This is a genomic window from Paraburkholderia megapolitana, assembly GCF_007556815.1.
Lineage (GTDB): Bacteria > Pseudomonadota > Gammaproteobacteria > Burkholderiales > Burkholderiaceae > Paraburkholderia > Paraburkholderia megapolitana.
In genome coordinates, this window is sequence record NZ_CP041743.1 from 592,798 (window position 1) to 615,187 (window position 22,390).

Here is a 22,390-nt window from a genome sequence, read left to right on the forward strand (position 1 = left end):
TGCGAGTCATCCCTGGGACCCGATACACCGGGTTCCCATCCCCTCGTTGCAACGATGAAGAAATCAGCCTGCCGGAACGGAGTCGGGTGCTTCCGTGTTGCGAATGAAGTTGTCCGGCACGGGCGGCCCCCACAGGTATAGCGAGTCTTCGGGAGGAAAATCCCCAGCTGGCCACGCGTGACCCGCCGATACGAAGTCGATGTCCGCCGAGTATTCGCAGAACGAACCCCATGGATCTTCGACGTAGTAGAAATAGTTCGAGCCGAGCACGTGCCGCCCGGTGCCCCACCCTTTGTCGAAGCCGGCCGCCGCCATTTGCGAAGCGCCCTCACCGACCATGTTGACGTCGTCGACGTCCCACGCGCAGTGATGCCAGCCGCGCGCGGTGCTTTTCGCGAAGGCGACGAGGTGATGGTCGCAGCCGTGCGGCGCATGCGTGAACGCAATGATGTCGAGCGACTTGTCCGAAAGCCTGAGCCCCAGCGTCTTCTCGTAGAACGCTAGCGCACCGAGCACATCGGGCGTGAATAACAGCACGTGTGACAGCCGCCGCGGATGGACAGTCTTCGATTCGGAGCGTGCATGCGAGCCGCGCTGGTCGGCGACACTCCCGGCGACGACGTTCTGTCTTTTCGCCGACGGCGTCATCTTCGGACCCACCTTGACCTGGATCAGATTGCCATCGGGATCACGGAACCAGAAACCTGCGCCGTCGCGCGCCGGTTCGATCGCAGTGCCGGTGGCACCGACCTGGGCCCGAAGCGCGCCGAGGTCCTGTTCGAAACAGTTGAAGCTCAGGTAGGCAAGCGACTTGCCAGTCGATGCAATGACGCGTGCCCAGCGATGGCCATCCGCGGCGCGCAAGTCGAGTTCCTGCCCTGCGTTGCCGGTTCGCGATACTGCAAGCCCGAACGCCTGGAAAAAGCGCTCGGCGTCATTGATGGACGGGACGTTCAGCGCGAAATGATCGATCGAATGCACACTCGCGCCGCCTGCGGCTGCCGTGTCTGCCATGACTCTGTCTCCATCAGGTTGTGCATGCCCGCTCTATGGCCGGCTCCGTGCGTTTCCATGCGCCGGACGGCGCAGACCGCCGGTCACTCGCCCAACTCGTCCGCGATCACGTTGCGCAACGTGCCGATCTTTTCGACGGTGACTTCGCAGACGTCGCCCGCCTTCATCAGCAGCTTCGGGTTGCGCGCCCAGCCGATGCCCGCCGGCGTGCCGGACACGATGACGTCGCCGGGCTCGAGCGTGATGCCCACACTGATGATGCTGATGAGGCTCGCGACGTCGAACACCATCTCGTCCGTACTCGCCGATTGCACGACTTCGCCGTTCAGGCGTGTCTCGAGCCGAAGGCCCTTGATGCCCGGCGGTAGTTCGTCGGGCGTCACGAGATCCGGGCCGAACGCGCCCGTCCCGTCGAAATTCTTGCCCATCGTCCATTGCGGTGTCTTGAACTGATATTCGCGCACCGACCCATCGTTGAAGACCGAGTAACCCGCGACGTGCGACAGCGCCTGCTCCTTCGAAATATGGCGCCCACCCTTGCCGAGCACGACCGCGATCTCGCCTTCGAAATCGAGGCCTTCGCAATCGGTTACGCGCGGACGGATCATCGGTTCGTCGTGCGCAATGAGACTGGTATCGACGCGGAAAAACAGCGTTGGGTAGTCGGGCTGCTGATACTTGCTCTCGGACGTGTGGTCCGCGAAGTTCAAACCCACACAGATGATTTTCGGCGGATGGCGCAACGGCGGCAGCAGCGTCAGTCCCGCAGCCGACACTTTGCCGAGGCCACTCTCCAGCTTCGCGTAAGCGTGAAGATCCACGCCGCGCGCGAGTAGCGACTCGAGCGTCTCTTCCCCGAGCACGCGAACCTCGTCCCCTTCGCGCACGCCCAGCATCGCGTGGCCGTCATGCTGAAAACTGACGAAGCGCATCCCTGTCTCCTTGAGTGCCGGCCCGACCCGGGGCGGCCTGAATTAGAATTGACGAATCTGTCATTCCAAATTCTATTTGATTTGACGAATTCGTCAACTATAAAATCTCCAGGAGAAACCCGTATCATGAGTCGGGACAATTCCACATGAACTCACTTTGCACAGTCATGGCCGACACTCCAGCCAGCGAGAACTATCAAAGTCGCGTCGGCGCACTGCGACGCGAAAAAACGCGAAACCGTCTGATCGAAAGCGCGCTAGCGGTATTCGCCGCACAAGGTCCGGACGCCCCGTCAATCGACGACTTCATCGCGGCAGCAGGCGTCTCGCGCGGAACGTTCTACAACTACTTCAGCACCACCGCCGAACTGCTTGCAGCAGTCGCAGGTGAAACCAGCGACGAGGTGCTCGGCGTGATAGATCCGCTCGTGCTGGAAATCGACGATCCGGCGCTACGTGTCATCACCGGTTCGCGGCTTTACATGGGAATGGCGTGCCGCTATCCGCTGTGGGGCGCGTTCATCACGCGAGTTGGCACGAGACGCGGTTCGCGCGGACGTCTGCTCGACGAATACCTGACCCGCGACTTGCAACTGGCGGTCGACAACGGACGCTTTCACGTCGCGTCGGTGGTGATGGCACGGGATATCGCGCTCGGCGCGATCATGTACGGCATCGAGACACTGCTCTCCGGCGATGCCCCGGCCGACTACGCAGAGCAGATGATGCTTGCGTTGCTACAGGCATTCGGTATTCGCGGGAAGAACGCGCGGCAACTTGCCTATGCGCCGATCATCGAGTGTCCCGCGCCGCGAGGTCCGATCTATGACCTCGTCAAGGACAGGGAGGAGCAGATTTCGAGCGATTTAGAGGCGGATGCCACCTGAGCCGCCCCACGACGACACATTGCCGGGGGCTACATCGAGCCACTCACCCCGCCTGCCAGCATAACCGTCGCTCAGGTCTTGAGCCGATAGCCCGTCTTGAAGATCCACGCGACGACCGCCATCAGCACCGCGAGAAACAACGCCGTCATACCGAGGCTCACACCGACATGCACGTCGGCCAGACCGTAGAAGCTCCAGCGAAATCCGCTGACCAGATAGACGATCGGATTGAACAGCGTGACGATGCGCCAAAACGGCGGCAACATGTCGACGGAGTAGAAGCTGCCGCCGAGAAACGTCAGCGGCGTAATGATCAGGAGCGGCACCAGTTGCAGCTTCTCGAAGCCGTCCGCCCAGATCCCGATGATGAAACCGAACAGGCTGAACGTCACCGCCGTGAGGACGAGAAACAGGATCATCCAGAACGGATGCTGGATCTGCAGCGGCACGAAGAGTGCTGCCGTCGCGAGAATGATCAGGCCGAGGATGATCGATTTGGTTGCGGCCGCACCGACATAGCTGATGGCGATCTCCGCATACGACACCGGCGCGGACAGCAACTCGTAGATGGTGCCGGTGAAGCGCGGAAAGTAGATGCCGAATGACGCGTTCGAAATGCTCTGCGACAGCAGCGACAGCATGACGAGCCCTGGCACGATAAACGACCCGTAGCTGATGCCGCCCACCTGGCTGATACGCGAACCAATCGCCGAACCGAACACGACGAAATAAAGCGACGTCGAGATGACCGGCGCGATGATGCTCTGCATCACCGTGCGCCAGGTGCGCGCCATTTCGAAGCGGTAAATCGCGCGCATTGCGTGGATGTTCATGATGCACTGCCCTTGTCGTTGTCGACTGACGCGTCGCCGCTCGTACCGTTCGTGCCGTTGCTGTTACGGCCTCCCTTCAGAAGGCCAACGAAGATATCTTCCAGCGAACTCTGTGTCGTCTGGAGATCCTTGAAGCGGATACCGGCATCGCTCAGCGCGTTGAGCAGCGCGACGATGCTCGTGCTGCGCTCGGCCGGCTGGTCATCACCGACCCGGCCGGTCTGGGTAGCGTGTTCGTCGTGGGTGTCGTAGGTGTACACGAGTTCGCTGCCGTCGCCCGACAACTCGAGGCGATAGGCGGCGAGCTGCGCCGGCACCGTCGCCAGCTTGCTTTCGAGCTGCACCGTCAGCTGCTTCTTGCCGAGCTTGCGCATCAGTTCGGCTTTTTCCTCGACCAGCATGATCTCGCCGCCGTTGATCACGCCGATCCGGTCGGCCATCTCTTCGGCTTCGTCGATGTAGTGCGTGGTGAGGATGACCGTCACGCCGCTCGTGCTAAGACCCCGCACGAGGTTCCACATGTCGCGGCGCAGTTCGACATCGACGCCAGCGGTCGGTTCGTCGAGAAAGAGGATCTGCGGCTCGTGCGACAGCGCCTTGGCGATCAGCACACGGCGTTTCATGCCGCCGGACAGCGTGATGATCTTGTTATTGCGCTTGTCCCACAGCGACAGGTCCTTCAACACCTTTTCGATGTACGCGGGGTTCGCGGGCTTGCCGAACAGGCCCCGGCTAAACGACACGGTCGCCCAGACCGTCTCGAACGAATCGGTGGTCAGTTCCTGCGGGACAAGGCCGATCAGCGAGCGGGCCGCGCGGTACGCGGTGTGGATGTCGTGCCCGGCCACCGTGATGGTGCCTTCGGTCGGCCGCACAATGCCGCAGATCGTGCTGATCAGCGTCGTCTTGCCGGCCCCGTTCGGGCCGAGCAACGCGAAGATCTCGCCGCGCCGGATCGCGAGGTTGATCTGTTTGAGTGCGCGAAATCCGGACGCGTAGGTTTTCGAGAGATTCGAAACGGAGAGGATCGTTTGCATGCCCGCGACGATAGCAGAAAGTCGCCGTTTTAGTGGCGGAGCCTGGTGCAATCGCGGTGCGATGGCTGTCGTGGCGGAATTGGGAGTGCGATGCGGCCGTTCGACGTCGGCTTGAGGCCGTGGCCCGGGAGCCTGTTGGCCCATTGACCTATTGACCCGCGACGCACAATGTCAATCCGCCGCGTTCCCGCGCCTGCCTCCCGTCTTGCGTCCGCGCTTTGGCGGCGTGCCGTCGGGCGCCGCCAGCCGCTCCCGCGCCACCGCCCGCACCGCGTCGATCAGCGCACGGCCGGCCGGCGACGGCTGCGAGTCCGAACGCAGGATCAGCCCGACCGGTTCGTCGGTGCCGGCGAATGGCAGCGGCAAGCGCACCAGCACGCCGTGCGCCAGTTCGTACTCGACCGCGCCGATCGGAACGAACCAGACGGCGTCGTTGGCGAGCGCCAGCGCGCGCCCGACCGACACCGACAGCACCTCGACGAACGACGACAGCGGCGGCATGCCCCACACCGTCAGCAGGCTTTCCGCGGACTGGCGGATGATCGTGCCGTACGGCGGCAGCACGACCGGGTAGTCGAGCAACGCGACCGCCGGCATCGCGCTCTTTGCCATCGGATGCCCAGCACGCACCACGGCGACCAGCGGTTCGCCGTATAACTGCTCGAAGCTCAGGCCGACCATCCGTTCCGGGTCGGCGAGCCGCCCCACGGCGAATTCGATGGCCCCTGCCTTCAACTGCTCCAGCAGATCGCCATTCGATGCGGTGGCAAGCTGCACGACGACGTGCGGCCACTGCGCCGCGAAGCGCCGCAGCACCGGCGGCACCAGCGAAGGCGCGACGGTCGGCAGCATGCCCACGGCGAGCGTTGCCGTCACGGCCCCCTGAGTGCCGGCCAGCAGGTCGACACCCTGCCGCAGCGCGCTCAGACACGCGCTGGCATGCGGCAGAAACAGCTGCGCTTCGCGGGTCGGCACGGCACCGTGCCGGCCGCGCTCGAACAGCTTCACATCGAGAATCGCTTCGAGTTCGGCCACCGTCTTCGATACGGCGGGCTGCGTCACCGACAGGCTCTCGGCCGCCTTCTGCACGCTGCCGAACTGCGCGACGGCCAGAAAGCACTGCAGATGGCGGAATTTGACGCGGTTATCGGCGAGGCTACGTGACATAACTGAGCTACCTAACTGAGTTGCATAACGAATGGTTATACGAAACACTATAAAACGTCATTTTGCATAACTTCTCGGATTAGATAAAGTCGCGTCATACGCTGCGCCCCCACACGTCCCTTCACGGAGACCCCCGATGGACGATTCCATCCTCACTCCACGCGACTTTGCCTCCCATCCCGCCTATATCGAACCCGGCTACCGCTCGTCGGTGAAACGCGGCCCGCTGCGCCCGTTGATCCCGCTGAAGGAGCGCCTGCGCGACCAGCACGTGCCGGTCTACGGCGCGGAAGATCTCGGCGCACTCGATCACGACCTGACACGCAACGCCGTTGTGAACGGTGCGCCGCTCGGCGAGCGCATCATCGTGACCGGCCGCGTGCTCGACGAAGACGCACGGCCGGTGCGCAACACACTGGTCGAGGTCTGGCAGGCGAATGCGACGGGCCGCTACGTGCACAAGTCCGACCAGCACGACGCCCCGCTCGATCCGAACTTTCTCGGCGCGGGTCGCTGCCTGACCGACAACGAAGGCCGCTATCGCTTCCTGACGATCAAGCCGGGCGCGTACCCGTGGGGCAATCATCCGAACGCATGGCGGCCGAACCACATCCACTTTTCGCTGTTCGGCGACTACTTCGGCTCGCGCCTCGTCACGCAAATGTATTTCCCCGGCGACCCGCTGCTCGCGTTCGATCCGATCTACCAGGGCACCCCCGCCGATGCGCGCGAGCGCCTCATCTCGCGCTTCTCGCTCGACGTGACCGAAGAAGGTTTTGCGCTCGGTTATGAGTTCGACATCGTGCTGCGCGGCCGCAACGACACACCGATGGAGCGCTGAACATGACGACGCTCAAGCAAACACCGTCGCAGACAGTCGGTCCCTACTTCGCCTACGGACTGTGCCCGCAGCAATACGATTTCGACTTCGGGAGCCTGTTCACCGCGACACTCGCCGATCGCGAAGCGAAGGGCGAGCACATCACGATCGTGGGTCAAGTGTTCGATGGCAATGGCGAGGCGATCTTCGATGCGATGCTCGAAATTTCGCAGGTGGATAGCGAAGGCCGCTATCCGGCGTCGCGGAAGGAATGTGCAGAGAGCGGGTTTCGTGGCTTTGCGCGCGTGGGTACCGGGACCGATCTGCAGCGGCGTTTTATCGTTGACACCGTGAAGCCGGGCCGTGTGTCGGCCGATGAAGCGCCGCATCTGAATGTGGTTGTGACAATGCGCGGCATGTTGCTGCACACGTTCACGCGTCTCTATTTCGACGACGAGGCCGCGGCCAATGAACGCGACGCGGTGCTACTGGCGGTACCGGCTGAACGTCGCGCCACACTCATCGCGCGACGTGAATCTGGAACGGGCAATGCCGTCTATCGCTTCGACATCCATATGCAAGGCGAAAACGAAACCGTGTTTTTCGATCTCTGAAGGCAGCGGCGCCGTATTGACGCGCTCGCTTTCACGAGGCTTTCACACGGACGGACTAAGATCCGTCCTACGATCAACTCGCAAAACTCCGGTAACAGTTCGGCCCGCTTTATGCGGGCCTTTTTTCGCTTGTATCAACGCGTTGGTTCGTAACAAGCGTCTCCAGATATGCCCACGGGAAAATGCCCTGCGCGTGGCCGTCGCTGAATACGAGCTGTACGCCATAGCCCATCGGTTGGACGTCGACGATGGCGATATCTTTGGTCGCGGGTACCACAGCGCCCGCAAGACGCACGCGCCGGCAGGTCGAACACGGGCACGCCGTTCGCAACGCCGCATGAGCGAGCGTCTGTACGCGTGCAGTGTCCCACTGCAACGTTAGCGTGCGCGCGGCCGCATCGACGGCCATGTGTTGCGGCACGTTCACCGCCCCGCCCCATCGATTTGCGCAAGCGCAATCCGCGCCGCCTTGCGTACCTCGGGGTCGGCATCGGCCGCGGCCACTTCAAGCGCTGGCCGTGCCTGCGCGTCACCGAGTTCACCGAGTGCCAGCGCCGCCTCCTTGCGCAGATTGCTGATCGCGTGCGTCAGCAATCCGGCGACCGGCGCGACTGCACGAACGTCGCTCAGCCTGCCGAGCGCACGCACTGCCTGCAAACGCACTTGCCAGTACGCATCGTCCAGCGCGGCAAGCAGTGCGTCGCATGCTTGCGCTGCGGCCAGCTTGCCGAGCGTGGTCGCTGCTGCTTCGCGCACCTGCCATGCGTCGTCGCGTAACGCGCTGAGCAAAGCATCGACCGTTTGTGCATCCGCGGCGCTTGCCAGACCGAGCGCGCCGGTTGCCGCGCGTCGCACTTCTGCATGCGAATCGCAGGTGACGAGCGCGGTGAGCGGTCCGAGCGCACTGCGGTCTTTCAACCAACCGAGCACGCTGACAGCTTCGAGACGTACAGCAGCTTCAGGTGCGTGCAGCGCGGCAAGCGCTGGTTCGCGCGCGCCTGCATAGCGCAACTCGCGCAGTGCACGAAGCACTGCCGCACGCACGAATGGCTCCGCATGTCCGCTCCAGCGCGCGAGAATCGGCCCGGAGCGCACGTTCTTCAACTGCGAGAGACTCAGCGCCGTCGCGTCGCGCACGGCAGTGTCACCATCGACCAACGCGGAGCACAGCGCCTCGACTACGGCGTCGCGTTCCCACGCACCAAGCACACGTGCAGCTTCCGCACGAACCTCGGACGCCGCGTCGTCGCGCAGGATGGCGACGATCGGCGGCAATACGGCTTCGTCTTCGAGATCGGCGAGCGCGAGCAACGCGATGCGCCGCACAGCCGCATCCGGCGAAGCGAGACGCGGCAGCAGTTGCGCCGCTTCGGGATCGAGCGTGGCGGGATCGAAGGTTAGTGGCAGCGAAGAGTCGGTCATGTCAGCGCAACAGATAGGGAATCTCGACTTTCACCGCATTCGTCGGGCAGTCCTTCTCGCACGGCATGCAGTACCAGCATTCGTCGAACTTCATGTAAGCCTTGCCTTTGGTCATATCGATCGCGAGCAGATCGAGCGGGCATACATCGACACAGACTGTGCAACCCTTGTCCGCGATGCAGAGGTCTTCGTCGATCGTGACAGGGGCGGTGCTGCGCTGAAAGATATCGTGGGGTGTGGTGGACATGGCTAGGATCATCTCAGGCTGGCACAGCTGCGGGCACGCCGATGCGCAGGTTGCGATAGACGTCGCTGTCACGCGCATCGAGCGGCACGATGTACGGCTCCACCGCGCGCTTCGCGCTCGTCATGCGATCGAACTCGTCCTTACGCAAATGCGTGTGGCAGAACCATTCAGCGTCGTCGCGCTGCGGATAATCGACGCGATGGTGGTACAGCCCCCACCGGCTCTCCGTGCGAAACAGCGACGCGTGCGCAGCCATTTCCGCGCAGTCGCGGATCGCGCGTACTTCGGCGGCGCGCATCAGTTCGTGTGGGTTGTCCGCCTTGATTGCATCGATGTCTTCGGCAATTTCCGCGAAACGCTGCAAACCAATTTCCATCTTGCGCGTCACCTTCGGAGGTTGCAGGTAGTCGTTCACCATGCGTCGCAGCTTGTATTCGACCTGCGCAGGCGCGAGCCCTGTCTCGCGTTCGAGCGGCGCGTAGATACGCGCGCGTTCGGCAGCGATCTGCGCTTCGTCGAGCGGCGCGTGCTCGCGGCCTGCTACGTATTGCGCGGCGTTAGTGCCGGCAAACCAGCCATACGTGAACGCACCGAGCATGTAATTGTGCGGCACCGCGGCCATATCGCCGGCTGCGTACAGGCCGGGCACCGTCGTCTCCGCGCGCGCGTTCACGTACACGCCCGATGCACTGTGCCCGCTGCAGAAACCGATCTCCGAGATATGCATCTCGACCATCTGCTGCCGGTAGTCGGTACCGCGTCCCGCGTGAAAGCGGCCGCGACTCGGACGTTCGTTGGTGTGCAGGATCTGCTCGATCGTCTGGATGGTTTCTTCGGCGAGATGGTCGAGCTTCAGGAACACAGGGCCGTTGCCGCTCTGCAGTTCCTGATAGAACTCCCACATCATCTGGCCGCTCCAGTAATCGCATTCGATAAAACGTTCGCCCTTGCCGTTCGCCGTAAAACCGCCGAGCGGCCCCGTGACGTACGCACACGCGGGACCGTTGTAGTCCTTGATCAACGGATTGATCTGGAAGCATTCGAGGTTCGCAAGCGCAGCGCCCGCGTGATATGCCATCGCGTAACCATCGCCGGCGTTGGTCGGGTTTTCGTAGGTGCCCATCAGATAGCCCGAAGACGGCAAGCCGAGCCGGCCGGCCGCGCCGCAGCAGAGAATCACGGCCTTCGCGCGGATCACATGAAATTCTGCGGTACGGCAATCGAAGCCGAGCACACCGCATACATTGCCCTGCGCATCCTTCAGCAGACGCGTTGCGACAACCCGATTCGTGATCGCAATGCGTGCACGCTTCAGTTGCCGGTACAGCACCTTCTTGATGTCGTGACCTTCGGGCATCGGCAGAACGTACGAGCCCATGTGATGCACTTTCTTCACCGCGTAGTCACCGGTGCCGTCCTTCTCGAACTTCACGCCCCAGCGGTCGAGTTCCTCGATCGTCGCGAAGCTGTGCTGCGCGTAGGCGTGAACGGCGGACTGGTCGACGATGCCATCGTTGGCGATCGTGATTTCCCTTGTGTACTGCTCCGGTGTTGCATGACCGGGAATCACCGCATTGTTCAACCCGTCCATGCCCATCGAGATCGCGCCGCTACGCTTGACGTTCGCCTTCTCCAGCAGCAGCACCTTCAGCGACGGGTCGCGCTCTTTCGCCTTGATAGCCGCCATCGGGCCGGCCGTGCCGCCGCCCACGACGACCACATCGTATTCGCTCACCAGCGTATTCATCGTGCCCCCTTCGCGGTTCGTTTCGCTTTCTGCCGGTCGACGCGGAACCGGTACTGGAACGCATCGCCGCGAAAATAAAGATGCTCGTAATCGATCGGCGCGCCGTCCGCGTCGTGTGTCAACCGTTCGATGCGCAACACCGGCGCGCCCTCCTCGACCTGCAGCGCGTCGACGAGTTCGTCGTCGGCGAGGATCGCGTCGATCGACACGTCCGCGTGGCCGAGCGCGATACCGCAATCGTTCTCGATGATCAGGAAAATGTCGCGCGTGATGAGGTCTGCGTTGGAGAGACGCTTGCCCAGTTCCTCGGGCACCCACGTCACTTCGAGCGACACGGGCTCGCGGTTCAGCAACCGCACGCGATGAATCTCCGCGACGCGCGCGCCCTCCGGCAACGCAAGCTTCTCCGCAACATGCGCGTTCGCCTGCACGAAGCGCAGCACGCGCAACTGGTTGACGATCTCGTAGCCCATCGACGACATCGCCTCCGCAAAGCCCTGCAACGCGGTGACGTTCTGAAACGCCTTCGGCTTCGAGACGAAGGTGCCTTTGCCATGCAGGCGAAACACCAGTCCCTCCTTCTGCAGATCGCCGAGCGCCTGGCGCACGGTGATGCGGCTCACGTCGAAGGTCGCGCACAGTTCGCTTTCCGACGGCATCTGGCTATGCGGCGGGTACGTACCGTCGAGAATGCTCGCGCGCAACGCCGCCTTGATCTGCTCGTAAAGCGGCGCGGGGGACAGCTGGATCAGGTTTCCCGAGGACTTCGGCACAGTGAACTCAACTTGTTATGACAAGATGGACTAGAGTGTAGAGACCGGGCGCGCAGCGGTCAATCAAGTTTTTATGCTTTCTATTTCTGCGGTCCAGCGATTGACGAAGAGCGGGCGACGTTTTCCCGTGCAATCGAGCTGCCCTATAATTTCCGCCTCCGACAGGAATACGGTGACGAACATGCGCGTCGCACGACCGACCTTGCTAGCCTTACTGTTCTTGTGCAGCACCGCGGCGCGATCCGCGACGACTGCGGACTCGCCGCACAGCGCCATTCTTCCGCTCTCGATCATCGATAACCGTCCGTTTGTCGGCGTAACGGTCGATGCAAAGGGACCCTTTCAGTTCATACTCGACACCGGTTCGTCGAGTTCCACCGTCAGCGCCGCGCTCGCAGAAAGTTTGAAGCTGTCTGCGGTAAACACCGGCACGGGAACCGGCGCCGGTGAGCACGCATTGTCGTTCCCGGTGGTTCATCTGGACGATCTAAGCGTCGGCCCGTTCTCAATCGGCGCGCTGGACGCTCCCGCGATGGACACGAACGCACTAAGCCAGGCGCTGGGATTCCAGCACTTCGAAGGTGTGCTTGGCGTCGAGATATTCCAGCAGCACGTGTTGACCCTCGATGCTGCCCGCCAGCAACTCGTCATCGAGAACGAAGCGCAGTTCAAGCCACCCGCTGACGCGATCAAGGTGCCGTTCTCACTGGATGAGAACCAGATGCCCTTGGTCGAAGCGACGGTTGCGGGCACAACGGGCCTGTTTCAGATCGATACCGGCGACCGGTTCAGCCTGACGCTGTTCAATGCGTTCTGGCAGGCACATGCCTTGAATGAAAAGATGGGGCACACGGTCGAGGCCATGACCGGATATGGCGGTGGCGGGCCGATTCGCGGACTGGTCGGGCGGCCGACTGCGTTTTCGATCGGCGGTCTTGCGCTGCCTGCTCCGGTCACCCGCCTGTCGCTGCAGAAGTCCGGTGCTTTTACCCAGACAGATCGCGCCGGCAACATAGGGATGGGTGTGCTCAAACGGTTTCGCGTGTCGTTCGACTACGGCCGTCACGTGATGTGGCTTTCGAAAGGCCCAGAATTCGCTGCATCGGATCGGTACGACCGAAGCGGTATGTGGCTGGGGTTATCGGCAAAGGATGGACTTCAGGTGCTTGATGTCGTGGCGGATAGCCCGGCTTCTGCAGCGGGAGTTCGCTCAGGCGATTTGATAGAAAGAGTCGGCCCGCTTAAGGCCGACGCTTCCACGTTATCGAAGATCAGGGCAATGCTTCAGGCGCCCAATGTGCCGAGCGTCGCGGTCGTCTACAGGCATGCAGATGCAGTAACTGAAACGCACGTCGCGCTTACGGATCTGATTTCGCCTTGAGCGTGTGATCAGTAGTACAACCAGTTATCGGTCGCAGTCGCCGACGACGTGTAGTTGCACGCCGGGCTCGTAACGTAGCCGATCCCATTGGCATCGGACGACCACGTGGGAGTGATCACGTGGTTGTTGGCGTCATGCGCCGAGATCGACGAGAAATGCACACTGCCGTCGGCCGGGAACTGATTGCAGGCGGTCACCCCGTAAGCCTCCAGCACTGCGCCATCGAGCCAGTTGTAGACTTGACCGCTAGACCCCGTGTTATTGCCACCGGTCTTCAACGTCGTGCTCTGACCGGTCGTCTGATCCGCACTCACGATGTTCCAGCTCGCGCAACTGCTCGACCCGACCGCACAGGTTTGCGTCATCGATCCAGCCAGTTGATCGCCCACAGCGACATCGATAGGCGTGCTGTAGTTGATCGTGCCCGAGCCATCGGCACCACAGCAATTCCAGCTCGAGAACTGCCACGAGTTGTTACCAAACTCGTTCCATTGCAATACCGGCTGCAGGATCGTGCCGGAATAATTTGACTGTGTGAGGCCCGGGAAGAAGAACACGACCTGCCCGTTCTCGACCGACGGTGCGGACGGCACGATCCAGTTGGCGGACAACTGGCGCGTACCTGTGCTGCCGTTCACGTACGTCAACGCCTCATACCAACCACCGCTGCTATCGGGCTTCGTGCCCGACGCGGTATCGCGACGAATCCCCGCTGCGGTATCGACACGCTGTCCCTGCTTCGTGTAGTGCGGCCGCTCGCAGGTCGCCTCTTGTCGCACCGTCTTGCCATCCGCGCTCAAGACACGCAACTGGCTCAACAACGTTTCACCTCGCTTGATTTCGTGCACACACTCCGACGGGAAAAACCCGTTCGGTGTGACGACATAATCGCGCGGCACCGTGGTCGGCGCGGTATTGGCCGGCAAATCGCTCACGCGCCGCAACTGCGCGTTGCTCACGTTCGTCGAGCCCGCATTTGCAGACGCCATCCCTAGCAGACCCACCGAGACTACGGTCACCGCCATCAGCCGTTTCAACAGAAAACTGGAAACGCGATTCATGGTTGATTCTCCATAGAAGGGTTTTTACATGCTCATTCCGGGAGTTGTTGTTCTGCACGGGTAACGACCGATACACGATCCATCTGGAATAACGATGTAAATGGAATTTCTTTTGCTTCGGTCATCGAATGGCACGCCGGACTGAGCATAGGCGACGTGCACACCGATTCCAATTCAAGGAGAGGAAATTTGAGGATGTCGGTTTGAAGCAGAAATGCTTGATGAATCAATGTCAGCGCGGTGTAATCGCTGCACTCGACTTAAGCGAAGTGGCTATAGGTATTTATCAAACGTCCGCAAGCGCAAGCGAGCCGTCCACACACGTGACACAAGCACCACCGATGCGCACCTTGCCCTCCGCATCCACACTCACCTCCACTCGCCCATCCCGACCGACACAGCGCCCTTGCGCAGCCACGTAGTCCGCTCCATCGCGCGGCAACAGGCCACGTTCCCACTGAAAGACAGCCACGCTACCGTTGCCGCTTCCACACACGGGATCCTCTTCGACTCCGCAGGACGGTGCAAAAGTCCGTACTTCTATGGCTGCATCTCCATGCACGTGCGCGCCAAACACGGTCAAACCCGTAACGCCGAGGCGCCGTTCGAACTCGGCGAGCCGGGCAAGATCGGGCCGCAGATCGATGACAGAAGCGGCATCGTTCAACTGCGCAATAACCCATTTGGGCCCAACATTCACGATGGCGGGTACGGTCCTCGCAGTCACGTTGCGACTAAGGACGCGCTCCAGATCCGCGATATCGGCGGCGTGCAGCGATGTCATCTTCGCAGGCGGCAGGTTAAACGTCAGTTCGCGACTGTCGCCTTGCCCTTCGACAGTCAATTCGACAAGGCCGATCTCGCATTGCTGAATCAACCGACCGTCTGCACGAGGCAACACGCGTCCGGTCTCAAGAATGGCATGGGCACTGCCAAGTGTCGGATGTCCGGCAAACGGAAGCTCGTTTCGTGGCGTGAAAATTCGCAGGCGGTAATCGGCCCCGGCTATCGTGGGCGAAAGAACAAAAGTCGTTTCGGAAAGATTCGTCCAGCGCGCAACTGCCTGCATCGCGTCGGTGCTTAAATCGTCTGCGTCCAGTATCACGGCTACTGGATTACCCAGAAGCGGTCGAGACGTAAAGACATCGACTACCTTGTAGGAACGCTGCATCGTGGCCTCCGTTCTGAATATTCCCGTCTTCCCGCGAAGCGGACTACTTCGCGTCCTTACCCGCTACTACGCCATCGATCTCGGTGTGCGTGATTCCATACTTCGCCATCCGCGCGCGATGATCGGCCGAACCCAGATACTCGCGAAGCTGTGTATTGACCGCCTGCAAAAGGCTCTGATTGCTCCTGCTGAACGAGAACGCACCGACAGGCGATTTGCCGTCCCGGCTACTTTCGTGAGCGACTGCCTCCAGTTCCGGACTGGCATCGACAATCGCATGGTTGCCTACCGCGGTGGCTGCGAATACATCGATTTTTCCCGCCAGCAATGCGGCGACCGCTTCAGCCTGATTCTTGAACGCGACGATCTGGCTATCGCTCACACCAGCCGACTTTGCGGCGTCGAACTGCACCTGACCAGGAATGACCCCAAGCCGTGCGTCGCTGCGAGCCGCTACGTTCTCGTAGCTCGTCAGTGCTTTCGGATTGCCCCGATGCACCACGAAGCCATCGCCAAGCTTCCAGACCGGTACGCTGAACGCCACGTCCTTTGCGCGTTCGGCCGTTGCGAAAATCGGCACGTTCATATCCCAGCGGCCTGCCTGTACACCCGGTAGTAACTCCGGAAACGTGGTCAGTTCATATTCGATAGACGATGCACCGATCGCCCGAAGTACCACTTCCGCGAGTTCGATGTCGGAGCCCGTCGGGGTGCGATCTTCACCGGTCCAGTAGAACGGCGGTTCCTCGATATAGGCGATTCGTACTTTCATGCTTTTACTCCATGTGTTTAGAGGTCGACGTTCTAGCCACCGGCCACTTAATCTCGAGTCTTCACGACCGATACGAGGTAGCGGCGTTCATGACAACCGAAATCGCCGACAACGCAGGCGCAAGACGTTCGAGTGGCAGATACCCGAAGCCCAGCCGAAACACGCGACTGCTTTCACCAAACCACGCACCGGACGCCAGTTGCAGATCGTGTTGCGGCAACAGATCCCAGAAGCGCGAAACCGCCGCATCGTCGAACGCGTCGGAGCGCAGGCGCACGCAACACAACGCACCCGCATCGGGCCGCACCCACTCGACGCGAGCGCGTTCGCTTTCGCACCAGGTCGCCAGTTCATCGAGTGCAGCGGCGAGCAACCGTCGGCGCGGCGCGAGCACGTCCTCCTTATTGCGCAACAGGACCGTGGCCAGCGCCTCATCGAGCACCGAACCCGAGATGACAGTATTCATCTTCGCGACAACGAGACGTGCACGCAAGTCATCGTCCGCCACCGTGAGCCAGCCGGTCCGCAAACCCGGCGCACCGAGCGCCTTCGATACCGACCCACCGGTGACGATGCGCGGGTCGAGTCCCGCAAAACTCTCGATCACGGCCTTGTCGCCATAGCTGGCTTCCCGATAAGTCTCGTCGACAAAAAGTATCGCCTGCGGCGAGCGCTTTTCCATCAGCACCAGCAGCTTCTCGATCTCCGCGCGCGATGTCTGCACGCCGCTTGGGTTTTGCGGCGAAGCAATGCTCACGAGGCGCGTCTTCGGCGATAGCTTCGCCTCGATCTGCTCCAGATCCAGCCGATAGCCGTTCTCAAACGAAAGCGTCACTTCGCGAACCTCGACGCCGACACCGAGCAGGCTGTCGCGGCTCGGCGGAAAACACGGTGTCGCGAGAACCGCTTCGTCGCCGGCGCGGCATACCTCGAACGCGAGAAGAAAGAGTCCGAGCGCGGTACCTTGCGTCGTGACGATCTGCTCGGCGGGCACCTTGCAGGCATCTGCAATGGCCGTGCGAAGCGCGATCCCGCCGGCGGATGTACCGTAGCCGAGCTTCAGATCGCGAATGCGCTCCAGCCCCGCGAGATCCATCAACTCGCCAACCGTCAGATCCTGCGATGTGCTCTCGGCGAGGTTGAACGGTCGATTCACATCGAGCAGCGAAATGATCTCGTTGTACGGAAATCTTCCGCGCCACGCATGGGCGTCCGATCCGTTCAAGCCACGTGTTTGTTGTGCGTCGGAATTCATCTGGAAAGTCTCGGCGTTGGAACCCAGCCATCGTAGCCTTCATGGACCGACCATAACAGTCACAGTTTTCAACTGATTGAACCAGCACAGTTTTGCTTGCCGATTGCCGATTTGCGGCTCGATAATGGCGCATTCTTCCGTGACGGGCGCTACCGTGGACACGCACGCTTCGTACCTCTACGAACAACTGGCCGAGCTCATCGTCGGCATGATCGAGAATGGCGCGCTCGAGCCAGGCATGCGGCTACCCTCGGTGCGGGCAGTCAGCGAGGAACATCGCATCAGCATCGCCACGGCGCTGCAGGCGTACCGTCTGCTCGAAGATCGCGGCGTCCTCGTCGCGCGGCCGCAGTCCGGCTTTTACGTCGCCGCGAAGCACCGTGGCACGCTCGCATTGCCGTCTACATCGCGCCCGCGCACCAAGGCCTCGACCGTATCGATCAGCGGAGCGGTCGCGACACTGCTCGAACACGCCTCGAATTCCAGGCTCGTTCCGCTAGGCTGTTCGGTACCCGACGGGGCATTATTGCAATCGAAGCGGCTCGATCTCGCGCTCGCGCGGGCTGCGCGACAGCACGGCGCGCGCTACAACGTTTATTGCCCACCACACGGCGAGCCGCATCTGCGCCAGGAAATCGCGAAGCGCGCGATGCGCTTCGGACACGCGCTCTCTCCCGACGATGTGCTCGTCACCAACGGTTGCACCGAAGCACTGGTGCTCGCGCTGTCTACGGTTGCGCAACGCGGCGATACGATCGCGGTCGAATCGCCCACCTACTTCGGATTTTTGCATACGCTGGAAATGCTGGGCCTGAAGGCATTCGAATTGCCCACTGATGCCGTGCGCGGCGTCGATATCGTGGCACTCGCTCGCCTGCTGGAGACGGAAACGGTAGCAGCTTGCCTGCTCTCGTCGAATTTCAACAATCCGCTTGGCTCGATAATGGCCGAAGCCGACAAGCGCGCGCTCCTTGCACTACTCGCACGACATGCCGTGCCATTGATCGAAGACGATGTCTACGGCGATATCCACTTCGCTCGCGAGCGGCCAAAACCGTTTATCGCGCTCGACGGTGGCGCCAATACGATCTACTGCAGTTCGTTCTCGAAGAGCCTTGCGCCCGGATACCGGATCGGCTGGATCGCGGCGGGCGCCTACACGCAGCAGGTCATGGAACGCAAACTCGCGTTTAGTCTGTGTGGTCCTATGTTGCCGCAGGTCGCGCTGGCGGACTTCCTCGCGAGCGGTGCTTACGATGCGCATTTGCGGCGTATCCGTCCAGCCTTCGAAGAGAACCTTTCGCGCATGACATGCACGATCGAAGCGAGCTTTCCCGACGATACGAAAGTGAGTCGGCCAGCCGGCGGTTTTGTGCTCTGGCTCGAACTGCCAAAGCGATTCGATTCACGCGCGCTTTTCGACGAAGCGCTCGAGCAAGGCATCTGCTTTGCCCCTGGCGATGTCTTTTCCGCCGGTCGGCGCTTCCGGAACTGTCTGCGCCTGAGCGCCGGATATGAATGGAGCGAGCGCATCGAAAGCGGCGTCCGCAAGCTGGGACGACTCGCCCGTGCCCGGCTTGCGCATTGAGCGTGTCCGACAGCACCACCCGATCACGCACACCGGAGCATCGGGACAAGGGAAGATCACGGCCTTGCAGACTGCGCCATCGCGACCTGTCCAAATTCACCGTTCTGAAACGCCCTGACGCGGTCTTCGAGTTGCTCGCGCGTATTCATGACAAACGGACCGTGCTTCGCAATCGGTTCATCCAGCGTCGGACCGGAGAGCACCACGAAGTGGCTGCCCTCAGTAGAAGCAAACTGAATGGCCGCAGTGCTCTGTGCAGCGTCTTCATCCAGAGCCACGCCAATGGCTTCTCCCGCCTTCAGTTGCCGCGCCTCGCCCCCAACCTCGATCTGCAACGCGCCCGAAACGGCGTAGATCATCGCACTCCATCCACGCAATAACTCGTGGCGGAATGCAGACGAACGCGAGAGGAAAGCATCCAGCAGAGTAAACGGTTCAGGTAACCGCAACGTGTGGTCGGCGCTCACGCCGTTGCTACTACCGGAAACCACACGCACGCGAACGCCGGGAGTCTCGATCTCGGGGATCTCGTGCGGTTCCACATGCACGGCATAAGGTGCGTCGAATTTCTTGCTGGCCGGCAGATTCACGAAGATCTGCAGCGCGTGGACGTGCTGCTCGTCGCCCTCGGGCTGCTCGGTGTGGACCGCGCCGCGCCCGGCCGCAAACCAGTGCAACGCCCCCGGATTGATCGGGCCTTGATTGCCGAGCGAATCGTAATTGACATGCGGCCCGGTCGCGTCCTCGAACACGTAGGTCACCGCCGAAATGCCCGCATGCGGATGCACCGCAAAGGTTGGACGCGTCATGTGGAAATGATCGAGCATGACAACGGGGTCCACCAGGCCGCCAAACGATTCCTCACTGAAGTGCTTTGCGCAAAAAGCCGTGCAGATGGTCATATCGTGACCGGCGACGACAGGCGACACACGCACGAACTTGTCCATGGCGATACTCCTTCTCACTGTAGCGTTAAGCCCGAAACCGTCCGGGCACGTGGGCGCGGACGGCTTCGAGGTTGTCCGGACGAAGACGCTGCGGGTCCTCGCCGAATCGGGTCATTGCATCGAAATCACTTGGCCTTGACGTTCTTGAATTGCCACACCAGGTTGGCGAACGGCATGTCGAGATCGGCGTACACCTGCTGGGCTTTCGGATCGTCGTTGCCGTGGAGCATTTCCACGCCGGCCGTCGCGTAGTCGGTCACCGGAATGCCGGCACCCGCGAGGCGTTGCAATCCAACCGTGCGCTTGGCATCGCTGAACGTACCGGACGCGTCGAGCACGACACGCGGATCGTAGCCGGCGGCCTTCAGCGACAGCGCCGGGAACGTGGCACAAACTTCCAGCGAAACACCGGCGATCAACACCTGTTTGCGACCCGTCTTCTCGATGGCGGCGCGGACGTTCGGATCGTCCCAGGCGTTGATCGAGGTCCGGGCGATCACCGGGACGCCAGGAAGCGCAGCGGTCAACTCGGGGATCGTCGGACCCCACATGCCGTCGGGCACCGTCGCCGTGACGATGATCGGGATGCCGAGCGTCTTCGCGGCCTTGGCGAGCGCCACCACGTTGTGCTTGAGTTCGCCGACATCGATGTCGCGCACGCCGGTGAAGAGACCGATCTGATGATCGACCAGCACCAGCACGGTGTTGTCACGCGACAGCAGCGAGTACGGCGCGCCCGAAGGTGCAACCGCGCTCGTCGCGGGCGCCGCGCTGGCGGTCTGAACCGTGGCAGCGGAGGTGGCAACGATAGCCAGGGGAAGAACGACAGCTTTCAGAAGATTGGAGAGTTTCATGATGTTTGTACCAGTGACATTTGGATGCGGCATCGGCGTATCGACGCTTTGCCGGACTGTCCGGTTCGTATCTGTTCCGGTTGAGATGAATCATATGGAGGCAACGATTGGCGATAAATAGGGTATTTATCAACCTATCGTTGCTCACAGGAAACGATAGAATGGATTCTCCCAAGGCGACCTGGACGTCGAATGAACTCCACCTCTCTCGATCTGAACGACCTCTACCTGTTTGCTCAGGTCATCGAGCAGCGCGGGTTTACCGCTGCGGGCGAGGCGCTCGGCATCAGCAAATCCCACATCTCCCGGCGCGTCACGCATCTCGAAGCGAGTCTCGGCGTTCGACTGTTGCAGCGAACCTCGCGCAGACTGAGCCTGACCGATGCGGGCGAAGAGCTGTACGCGCACTGCCGGGCCATGATTGCGGAAGCGCAAGCCGGCGAAGAAGCAGTCCGGCGCCGGACAGCCGAGCCGGCGGGGCTAGTGCGCGTCAGCATGTCGGTGGCGATCACCGACGTCCTGCTGGCCAGACTGCTGCCCCGCTTCATGCTGCGTTACCCGAAGGTGCGGCTCGCGATCGAGGCAAGCAACCGGCAGGTCGATCTCGTCGAAGAACACATCGATGTGGTGGTGCGCGGGTTGAGTTTCGACGTGGAGCTTTCGAGCCTGGTTCAGGCGCCGCTCGGTACGGCGCGTTGGGGGCTCGTGGCGAGCCCTGTGTACCTCGCAGGTACCGGGATGATCGATGAGCCGGACGCGCTGCCTCAGGGGGATCTGCTGATCTACGAATCGATCAACAAACCGGTGACCACACTGCGCCTGATCGATGCACACGGCGAGGCGCTCGTGCGAACGATTCAACCGCGACTGCAGAGCGACAATCTCGCGGCATTGCGGGAAGCGGCGCTCGCAGGAATGGGCATCGCAAGCCTGCCGCTCTATGCCTGCGCGCGCGAGCTCGAAACCGGGACCCTGTGCGTGGTGTTGCCGGAGTTTCGCTCACGAGAGGGACGACTTGCCGCGCTGTTTCCGACGCGCCGCGGAATGATGCCGGCGGTGCGCGCGTTCGTCGATTTTCTGAAGGAGGAGTTGCCGCCGTTGCTGGGGTAGTGTCGAAGCGGCACTGGCTCTTACGAGATGTGGCGCTCGTATTCCGGAGCAGCCCTCAGCGTTGCTGAGGCGCCCGGGACCTGGGCTGACGACCTTCGTGTCCTGGTTCAGAAGGAATCAAATACGGTTCGAGTTCGATCAGGATTTCATGGAACCTGATGCGTAGCTCCCGAGGCACCTGCGCTATTAGTTCGGCATATGCGTCGGTCGTGACCTGGCGCATGGCCTCGATCCTTTTCAAGCCATCGGGTGTGAGTTCGACACACTTCTGTCTGCGATCCTCCGCCGACTCCCGACGATCCACCACTCCCTCACGGTATAACCCATCGACCATACGACTCGCCGCGGCCTGACTCAAACCAGTTACACCGGCAATTTCCGCAATGGTTTGCGTATCGTGACGATGGAGGTGGAACAGGGATATCACCCGCGCGAAGGTCACTTCACCACTCAACATCGTCGACGCGTGGTGAAACACCCGCGAAGCGACCAACCCGAATAGCGGTTCGAGTTTGACTGCAATGCTGATTGCCCTTCCTTTCATGCTTGCACCTATCTCCGACAAATCGTTGCGACGGCGCCATCGGTTCCGCCCAATCAGGTTCACTGCCGCAGCCTGCAGTGTGAAGGCACTGGATGCGGTTCGCATATTGACCCTCTTCGATATGCGATGAAACCGGTCTGCGTGGATTTTCGCAGATATTCCCATCTATGACGCCCGTTGAATGCACCTACCCATCTAGTACTCACGGGCTGTG

At 61.5% G+C, this 22,390-nt stretch carries 23 protein-coding genes; 6 read left to right on the forward strand and 17 right to left on the reverse strand.

The features are described 5' to 3' along the window. Positions 1 to 63 precede the first annotated feature (63 nt). Both FNZ07_RS02520 and FNZ07_RS02525 read right to left on the reverse strand, forming a co-directional pair. Positions 64 to 1,014 carry a VOC family protein gene (locus FNZ07_RS02520; protein WP_091008007.1) on the reverse strand — a complete coding sequence of 317 codons (951 nt, stop codon included), beginning with the start codon at positions 1,012 to 1,014 and terminating at the stop codon, positions 64 to 66. An 83-nt stretch (positions 1,015 to 1,097) separates the two neighbouring features. Next, positions 1,098 to 1,946, reverse strand: a complete 849-nt coding sequence (locus FNZ07_RS02525; protein WP_091008010.1) for a fumarylacetoacetate hydrolase family protein — start codon at positions 1,944 to 1,946, stop codon at positions 1,098 to 1,100. A 146-nt stretch (positions 1,947 to 2,092) separates the two neighbouring features. Here FNZ07_RS02525 and FNZ07_RS02530 point away from each other — a divergent pair, with 146 nt between their 5' ends. Beyond that, positions 2,093 to 2,833: a TetR/AcrR family transcriptional regulator gene (locus tag FNZ07_RS02530; protein ID WP_245811358.1), complete on the forward strand. Its 741-nt coding sequence runs from the start codon at positions 2,093 to 2,095 to the stop codon at positions 2,831 to 2,833. Between the two features lie 71 nt (positions 2,834 to 2,904). Here FNZ07_RS02530 and FNZ07_RS02535 read toward each other — a convergent pair whose 3' ends face one another. The 3 genes from FNZ07_RS02535 to pcaQ all read right to left on the reverse strand — a co-directional run bounded on the left by FNZ07_RS02535 (position 2,905) and on the right by pcaQ (position 5,870). Continuing rightward, a complete protein-coding gene (locus FNZ07_RS02535; RefSeq protein WP_091008015.1) occupies positions 2,905 to 3,666 on the reverse strand; it encodes an ABC transporter permease in 762 nt (253 codons plus the stop codon). Then, the gene (locus FNZ07_RS02540) at positions 3,663 to 4,703 is read right to left on the reverse strand and encodes an ABC transporter ATP-binding protein (protein WP_091008018.1); all 1,041 of its coding nucleotides are present in this window, start codon (positions 4,701 to 4,703) and stop codon (positions 3,663 to 3,665) included. The genes FNZ07_RS02535 and FNZ07_RS02540 overlap by 4 nt, the downstream gene beginning before the upstream one ends. A 171-nt stretch (positions 4,704 to 4,874) precedes the next feature. Continuing rightward, positions 4,875 to 5,870 (reverse strand): pca operon transcription factor PcaQ, encoded by a 996-nt coding sequence (pcaQ, locus tag FNZ07_RS02545; RefSeq protein WP_091008020.1) that lies wholly within the window; start codon positions 5,868 to 5,870, stop codon positions 4,875 to 4,877. 136 nt (positions 5,871 to 6,006) lie between these two features. Between pcaQ and pcaH the strand changes: the two genes are divergently transcribed. Further along, positions 6,007 to 6,711 carry a protocatechuate 3,4-dioxygenase subunit beta gene (gene pcaH / locus FNZ07_RS02550; RefSeq protein WP_091008023.1) on the forward strand — a complete coding sequence of 235 codons (705 nt, stop codon included), beginning with the start codon at positions 6,007 to 6,009 and terminating at the stop codon, positions 6,709 to 6,711. 2 nt (positions 6,712 to 6,713) lie between these two features. Continuing rightward, a complete protein-coding gene (pcaG, locus tag FNZ07_RS02555; RefSeq protein ID WP_091008026.1) occupies positions 6,714 to 7,304 on the forward strand; it encodes a protocatechuate 3,4-dioxygenase subunit alpha in 591 nt (196 codons plus the stop codon). Positions 7,305 to 7,413: 109 nt separating this feature from the next. Here the strand turns inward: pcaG and FNZ07_RS02560 are convergent, their stop codons facing one another. Genes FNZ07_RS02560 through FNZ07_RS02580 form a run of 5 tightly spaced genes read right to left on the reverse strand, consistent with a single transcriptional unit; the run spans position 7,414 to position 11,493 of the window. Further along, entirely contained in the window at positions 7,414 to 7,731 is a 318-nt protein-coding gene (locus tag FNZ07_RS02560) for a gamma-butyrobetaine hydroxylase-like domain-containing protein (protein WP_091008028.1), read from the reverse strand. Then, positions 7,728 to 8,726 carry a HEAT repeat domain-containing protein gene (locus tag FNZ07_RS02565; RefSeq protein ID WP_091008031.1) on the reverse strand — a complete coding sequence of 333 codons (999 nt, stop codon included), beginning with the start codon at positions 8,724 to 8,726 and terminating at the stop codon, positions 7,728 to 7,730. The genes FNZ07_RS02560 and FNZ07_RS02565 overlap by 4 nt, the downstream gene beginning before the upstream one ends. Position 8,727: 1 nt before the next feature. Further along, on the reverse strand, positions 8,728 to 8,973 hold the full coding sequence (locus FNZ07_RS02570; RefSeq protein ID WP_091008034.1) for a 4Fe-4S dicluster domain-containing protein: 246 nt from the start codon (positions 8,971 to 8,973) through the stop codon (positions 8,728 to 8,730). 13 nt (positions 8,974 to 8,986) lie between these two features. Continuing rightward, entirely contained in the window at positions 8,987 to 10,720 is a 1,734-nt protein-coding gene (locus FNZ07_RS02575; protein ID WP_091008037.1) for a fumarate reductase/succinate dehydrogenase flavoprotein subunit, read from the reverse strand. Continuing rightward, positions 10,717 to 11,493, reverse strand: a complete 777-nt coding sequence (locus tag FNZ07_RS02580) for a GntR family transcriptional regulator (protein WP_091008039.1) — start codon at positions 11,491 to 11,493, stop codon at positions 10,717 to 10,719. The genes FNZ07_RS02575 and FNZ07_RS02580 overlap by 4 nt, the downstream gene beginning before the upstream one ends. A 181-nt stretch (positions 11,494 to 11,674) precedes the next feature. Between FNZ07_RS02580 and FNZ07_RS02585 the strand changes: the two genes are divergently transcribed. Continuing rightward, positions 11,675 to 12,874: an aspartyl protease family protein gene (locus tag FNZ07_RS02585; protein ID WP_170275653.1), complete on the forward strand. Its 1,200-nt coding sequence runs from the start codon at positions 11,675 to 11,677 to the stop codon at positions 12,872 to 12,874. An 8-nt stretch (positions 12,875 to 12,882) separates the two neighbouring features. On the opposite strand, the gene FNZ07_RS02590 is transcribed toward FNZ07_RS02585, so the two are convergent. The 4 genes from FNZ07_RS02590 to FNZ07_RS02605 form a co-directional block, all read right to left on the reverse strand. After that, positions 12,883 to 13,935, reverse strand: coding sequence for a hypothetical protein (locus tag FNZ07_RS02590; RefSeq protein WP_091008045.1), 1,053 nt, complete (start codon positions 13,933 to 13,935; stop codon positions 12,883 to 12,885). A gap of 286 nt (positions 13,936 to 14,221) precedes the next feature. Then, positions 14,222 to 15,106, reverse strand: coding sequence for a PhzF family phenazine biosynthesis protein (locus FNZ07_RS02595; RefSeq protein WP_091008048.1), 885 nt, complete (start codon positions 15,104 to 15,106; stop codon positions 14,222 to 14,224). Positions 15,107 to 15,149: 43 nt separating this feature from the next. Then, entirely contained in the window at positions 15,150 to 15,878 is a 729-nt protein-coding gene (locus tag FNZ07_RS02600) for a transporter substrate-binding domain-containing protein (RefSeq protein WP_091008051.1), read from the reverse strand. 61 nt (positions 15,879 to 15,939) lie between these two features. Then, positions 15,940 to 17,133, reverse strand: a complete 1,194-nt coding sequence (locus tag FNZ07_RS02605; protein ID WP_091008054.1) for a pyridoxal phosphate-dependent aminotransferase — start codon at positions 17,131 to 17,133, stop codon at positions 15,940 to 15,942. A 124-nt stretch (positions 17,134 to 17,257) separates the two neighbouring features. On the opposite strand from FNZ07_RS02605, the gene FNZ07_RS02610 reads away from it, so the two are divergent. Continuing rightward, positions 17,258 to 18,721, forward strand: coding sequence for an aminotransferase-like domain-containing protein (locus FNZ07_RS02610; protein WP_245811359.1), 1,464 nt, complete (start codon positions 17,258 to 17,260; stop codon positions 18,719 to 18,721). Positions 18,722 to 18,777: 56 nt separating this feature from the next. On the opposite strand, the gene FNZ07_RS02615 is transcribed toward FNZ07_RS02610, so the two are convergent. Both FNZ07_RS02615 and FNZ07_RS02620 read right to left on the reverse strand, forming a co-directional pair. Continuing rightward, the gene (locus FNZ07_RS02615) at positions 18,778 to 19,668 is read right to left on the reverse strand and encodes a pirin family protein (RefSeq protein ID WP_091008057.1); all 891 of its coding nucleotides are present in this window, start codon (positions 19,666 to 19,668) and stop codon (positions 18,778 to 18,780) included. 125 nt (positions 19,669 to 19,793) lie between these two features. After that, on the reverse strand, positions 19,794 to 20,522 hold the full coding sequence (locus tag FNZ07_RS02620) for an isochorismatase family protein (protein ID WP_091008924.1): 729 nt from the start codon (positions 20,520 to 20,522) through the stop codon (positions 19,794 to 19,796). 192 nt (positions 20,523 to 20,714) lie between these two features. On the opposite strand from FNZ07_RS02620, the gene FNZ07_RS02625 reads away from it, so the two are divergent. Further along, on the forward strand, positions 20,715 to 21,632 hold the full coding sequence (locus FNZ07_RS02625) for a LysR substrate-binding domain-containing protein (RefSeq protein ID WP_091008059.1): 918 nt from the start codon (positions 20,715 to 20,717) through the stop codon (positions 21,630 to 21,632). A gap of 55 nt (positions 21,633 to 21,687) precedes the next feature. Here FNZ07_RS02625 and FNZ07_RS02630 read toward each other — a convergent pair whose 3' ends face one another. Then, positions 21,688 to 22,281, reverse strand: coding sequence for a MarR family winged helix-turn-helix transcriptional regulator (locus FNZ07_RS02630; RefSeq protein WP_170275654.1), 594 nt, complete (start codon positions 22,279 to 22,281; stop codon positions 21,688 to 21,690). Positions 22,282 to 22,390 lie beyond the last annotated feature (109 nt).

What these genes read in the sequence shown, in the direction of transcription:
- FNZ07_RS02520 (WP_091008007.1), bottom strand. Translation starts at nt 1,014, where the DNA reads ATGGCAGACACGGCAGCCGCAGGCGGCGCGAGTGTGCATTCGATCGAT.
- FNZ07_RS02525 (WP_091008010.1), bottom strand. Translation starts at nt 1,946, where the DNA reads ATGCGCTTCGTCAGTTTTCAGCATGACGGCCACGCGATGCTGGGCGTG.
- FNZ07_RS02530 (WP_245811358.1), top strand. Translation starts at nt 2,093, where the DNA reads ATGAACTCACTTTGCACAGTCATGGCCGACACTCCAGCCAGCGAGAAC.
- FNZ07_RS02535 (WP_091008015.1), bottom strand. Translation starts at nt 3,666, where the DNA reads ATGAACATCCACGCAATGCGCGCGATTTACCGCTTCGAAATGGCGCGC.
- FNZ07_RS02540 (WP_091008018.1), bottom strand. Translation starts at nt 4,703, where the DNA reads ATGCAAACGATCCTCTCCGTTTCGAATCTCTCGAAAACCTACGCGTCC.
- pcaQ (WP_091008020.1), bottom strand. Translation starts at nt 5,870, where the DNA reads ATGTCACGTAGCCTCGCCGATAACCGCGTCAAATTCCGCCATCTGCAG.
- pcaH (WP_091008023.1), top strand. Translation starts at nt 6,007, where the DNA reads ATGGACGATTCCATCCTCACTCCACGCGACTTTGCCTCCCATCCCGCC.
- pcaG (WP_091008026.1), top strand. Translation starts at nt 6,714, where the DNA reads ATGACGACGCTCAAGCAAACACCGTCGCAGACAGTCGGTCCCTACTTC.
- FNZ07_RS02565 (WP_091008031.1), bottom strand. Translation starts at nt 8,726, where the DNA reads ATGACCGACTCTTCGCTGCCACTAACCTTCGATCCCGCCACGCTCGAT.
- FNZ07_RS02570 (WP_091008034.1), bottom strand. Translation starts at nt 8,973, where the DNA reads ATGTCCACCACACCCCACGATATCTTTCAGCGCAGCACCGCCCCTGTC.
- FNZ07_RS02575 (WP_091008037.1), bottom strand. Translation starts at nt 10,720, where the DNA reads ATGAATACGCTGGTGAGCGAATACGATGTGGTCGTCGTGGGCGGCGGC.
- FNZ07_RS02585 (WP_170275653.1), top strand. Translation starts at nt 11,675, where the DNA reads ATGCGCGTCGCACGACCGACCTTGCTAGCCTTACTGTTCTTGTGCAGC.
- FNZ07_RS02590 (WP_091008045.1), bottom strand. Translation starts at nt 13,935, where the DNA reads ATGAATCGCGTTTCCAGTTTTCTGTTGAAACGGCTGATGGCGGTGACC.
- FNZ07_RS02595 (WP_091008048.1), bottom strand. Translation starts at nt 15,106, where the DNA reads ATGCAGCGTTCCTACAAGGTAGTCGATGTCTTTACGTCTCGACCGCTT.
- FNZ07_RS02600 (WP_091008051.1), bottom strand. Translation starts at nt 15,878, where the DNA reads ATGAAAGTACGAATCGCCTATATCGAGGAACCGCCGTTCTACTGGACC.
- FNZ07_RS02605 (WP_091008054.1), bottom strand. Translation starts at nt 17,133, where the DNA reads ATGAATTCCGACGCACAACAAACACGTGGCTTGAACGGATCGGACGCC.
- FNZ07_RS02610 (WP_245811359.1), top strand. Translation starts at nt 17,258, where the DNA reads ATGGCGCATTCTTCCGTGACGGGCGCTACCGTGGACACGCACGCTTCG.
- FNZ07_RS02615 (WP_091008057.1), bottom strand. Translation starts at nt 19,668, where the DNA reads ATGGACAAGTTCGTGCGTGTGTCGCCTGTCGTCGCCGGTCACGATATG.
- FNZ07_RS02620 (WP_091008924.1), bottom strand. Translation starts at nt 20,522, where the DNA reads ATGAAACTCTCCAATCTTCTGAAAGCTGTCGTTCTTCCCCTGGCTATC.
- FNZ07_RS02625 (WP_091008059.1), top strand. Translation starts at nt 20,715, where the DNA reads ATGAACTCCACCTCTCTCGATCTGAACGACCTCTACCTGTTTGCTCAG.
- FNZ07_RS02630 (WP_170275654.1), bottom strand. Translation starts at nt 22,281, where the DNA reads ATGCGAACCGCATCCAGTGCCTTCACACTGCAGGCTGCGGCAGTGAAC.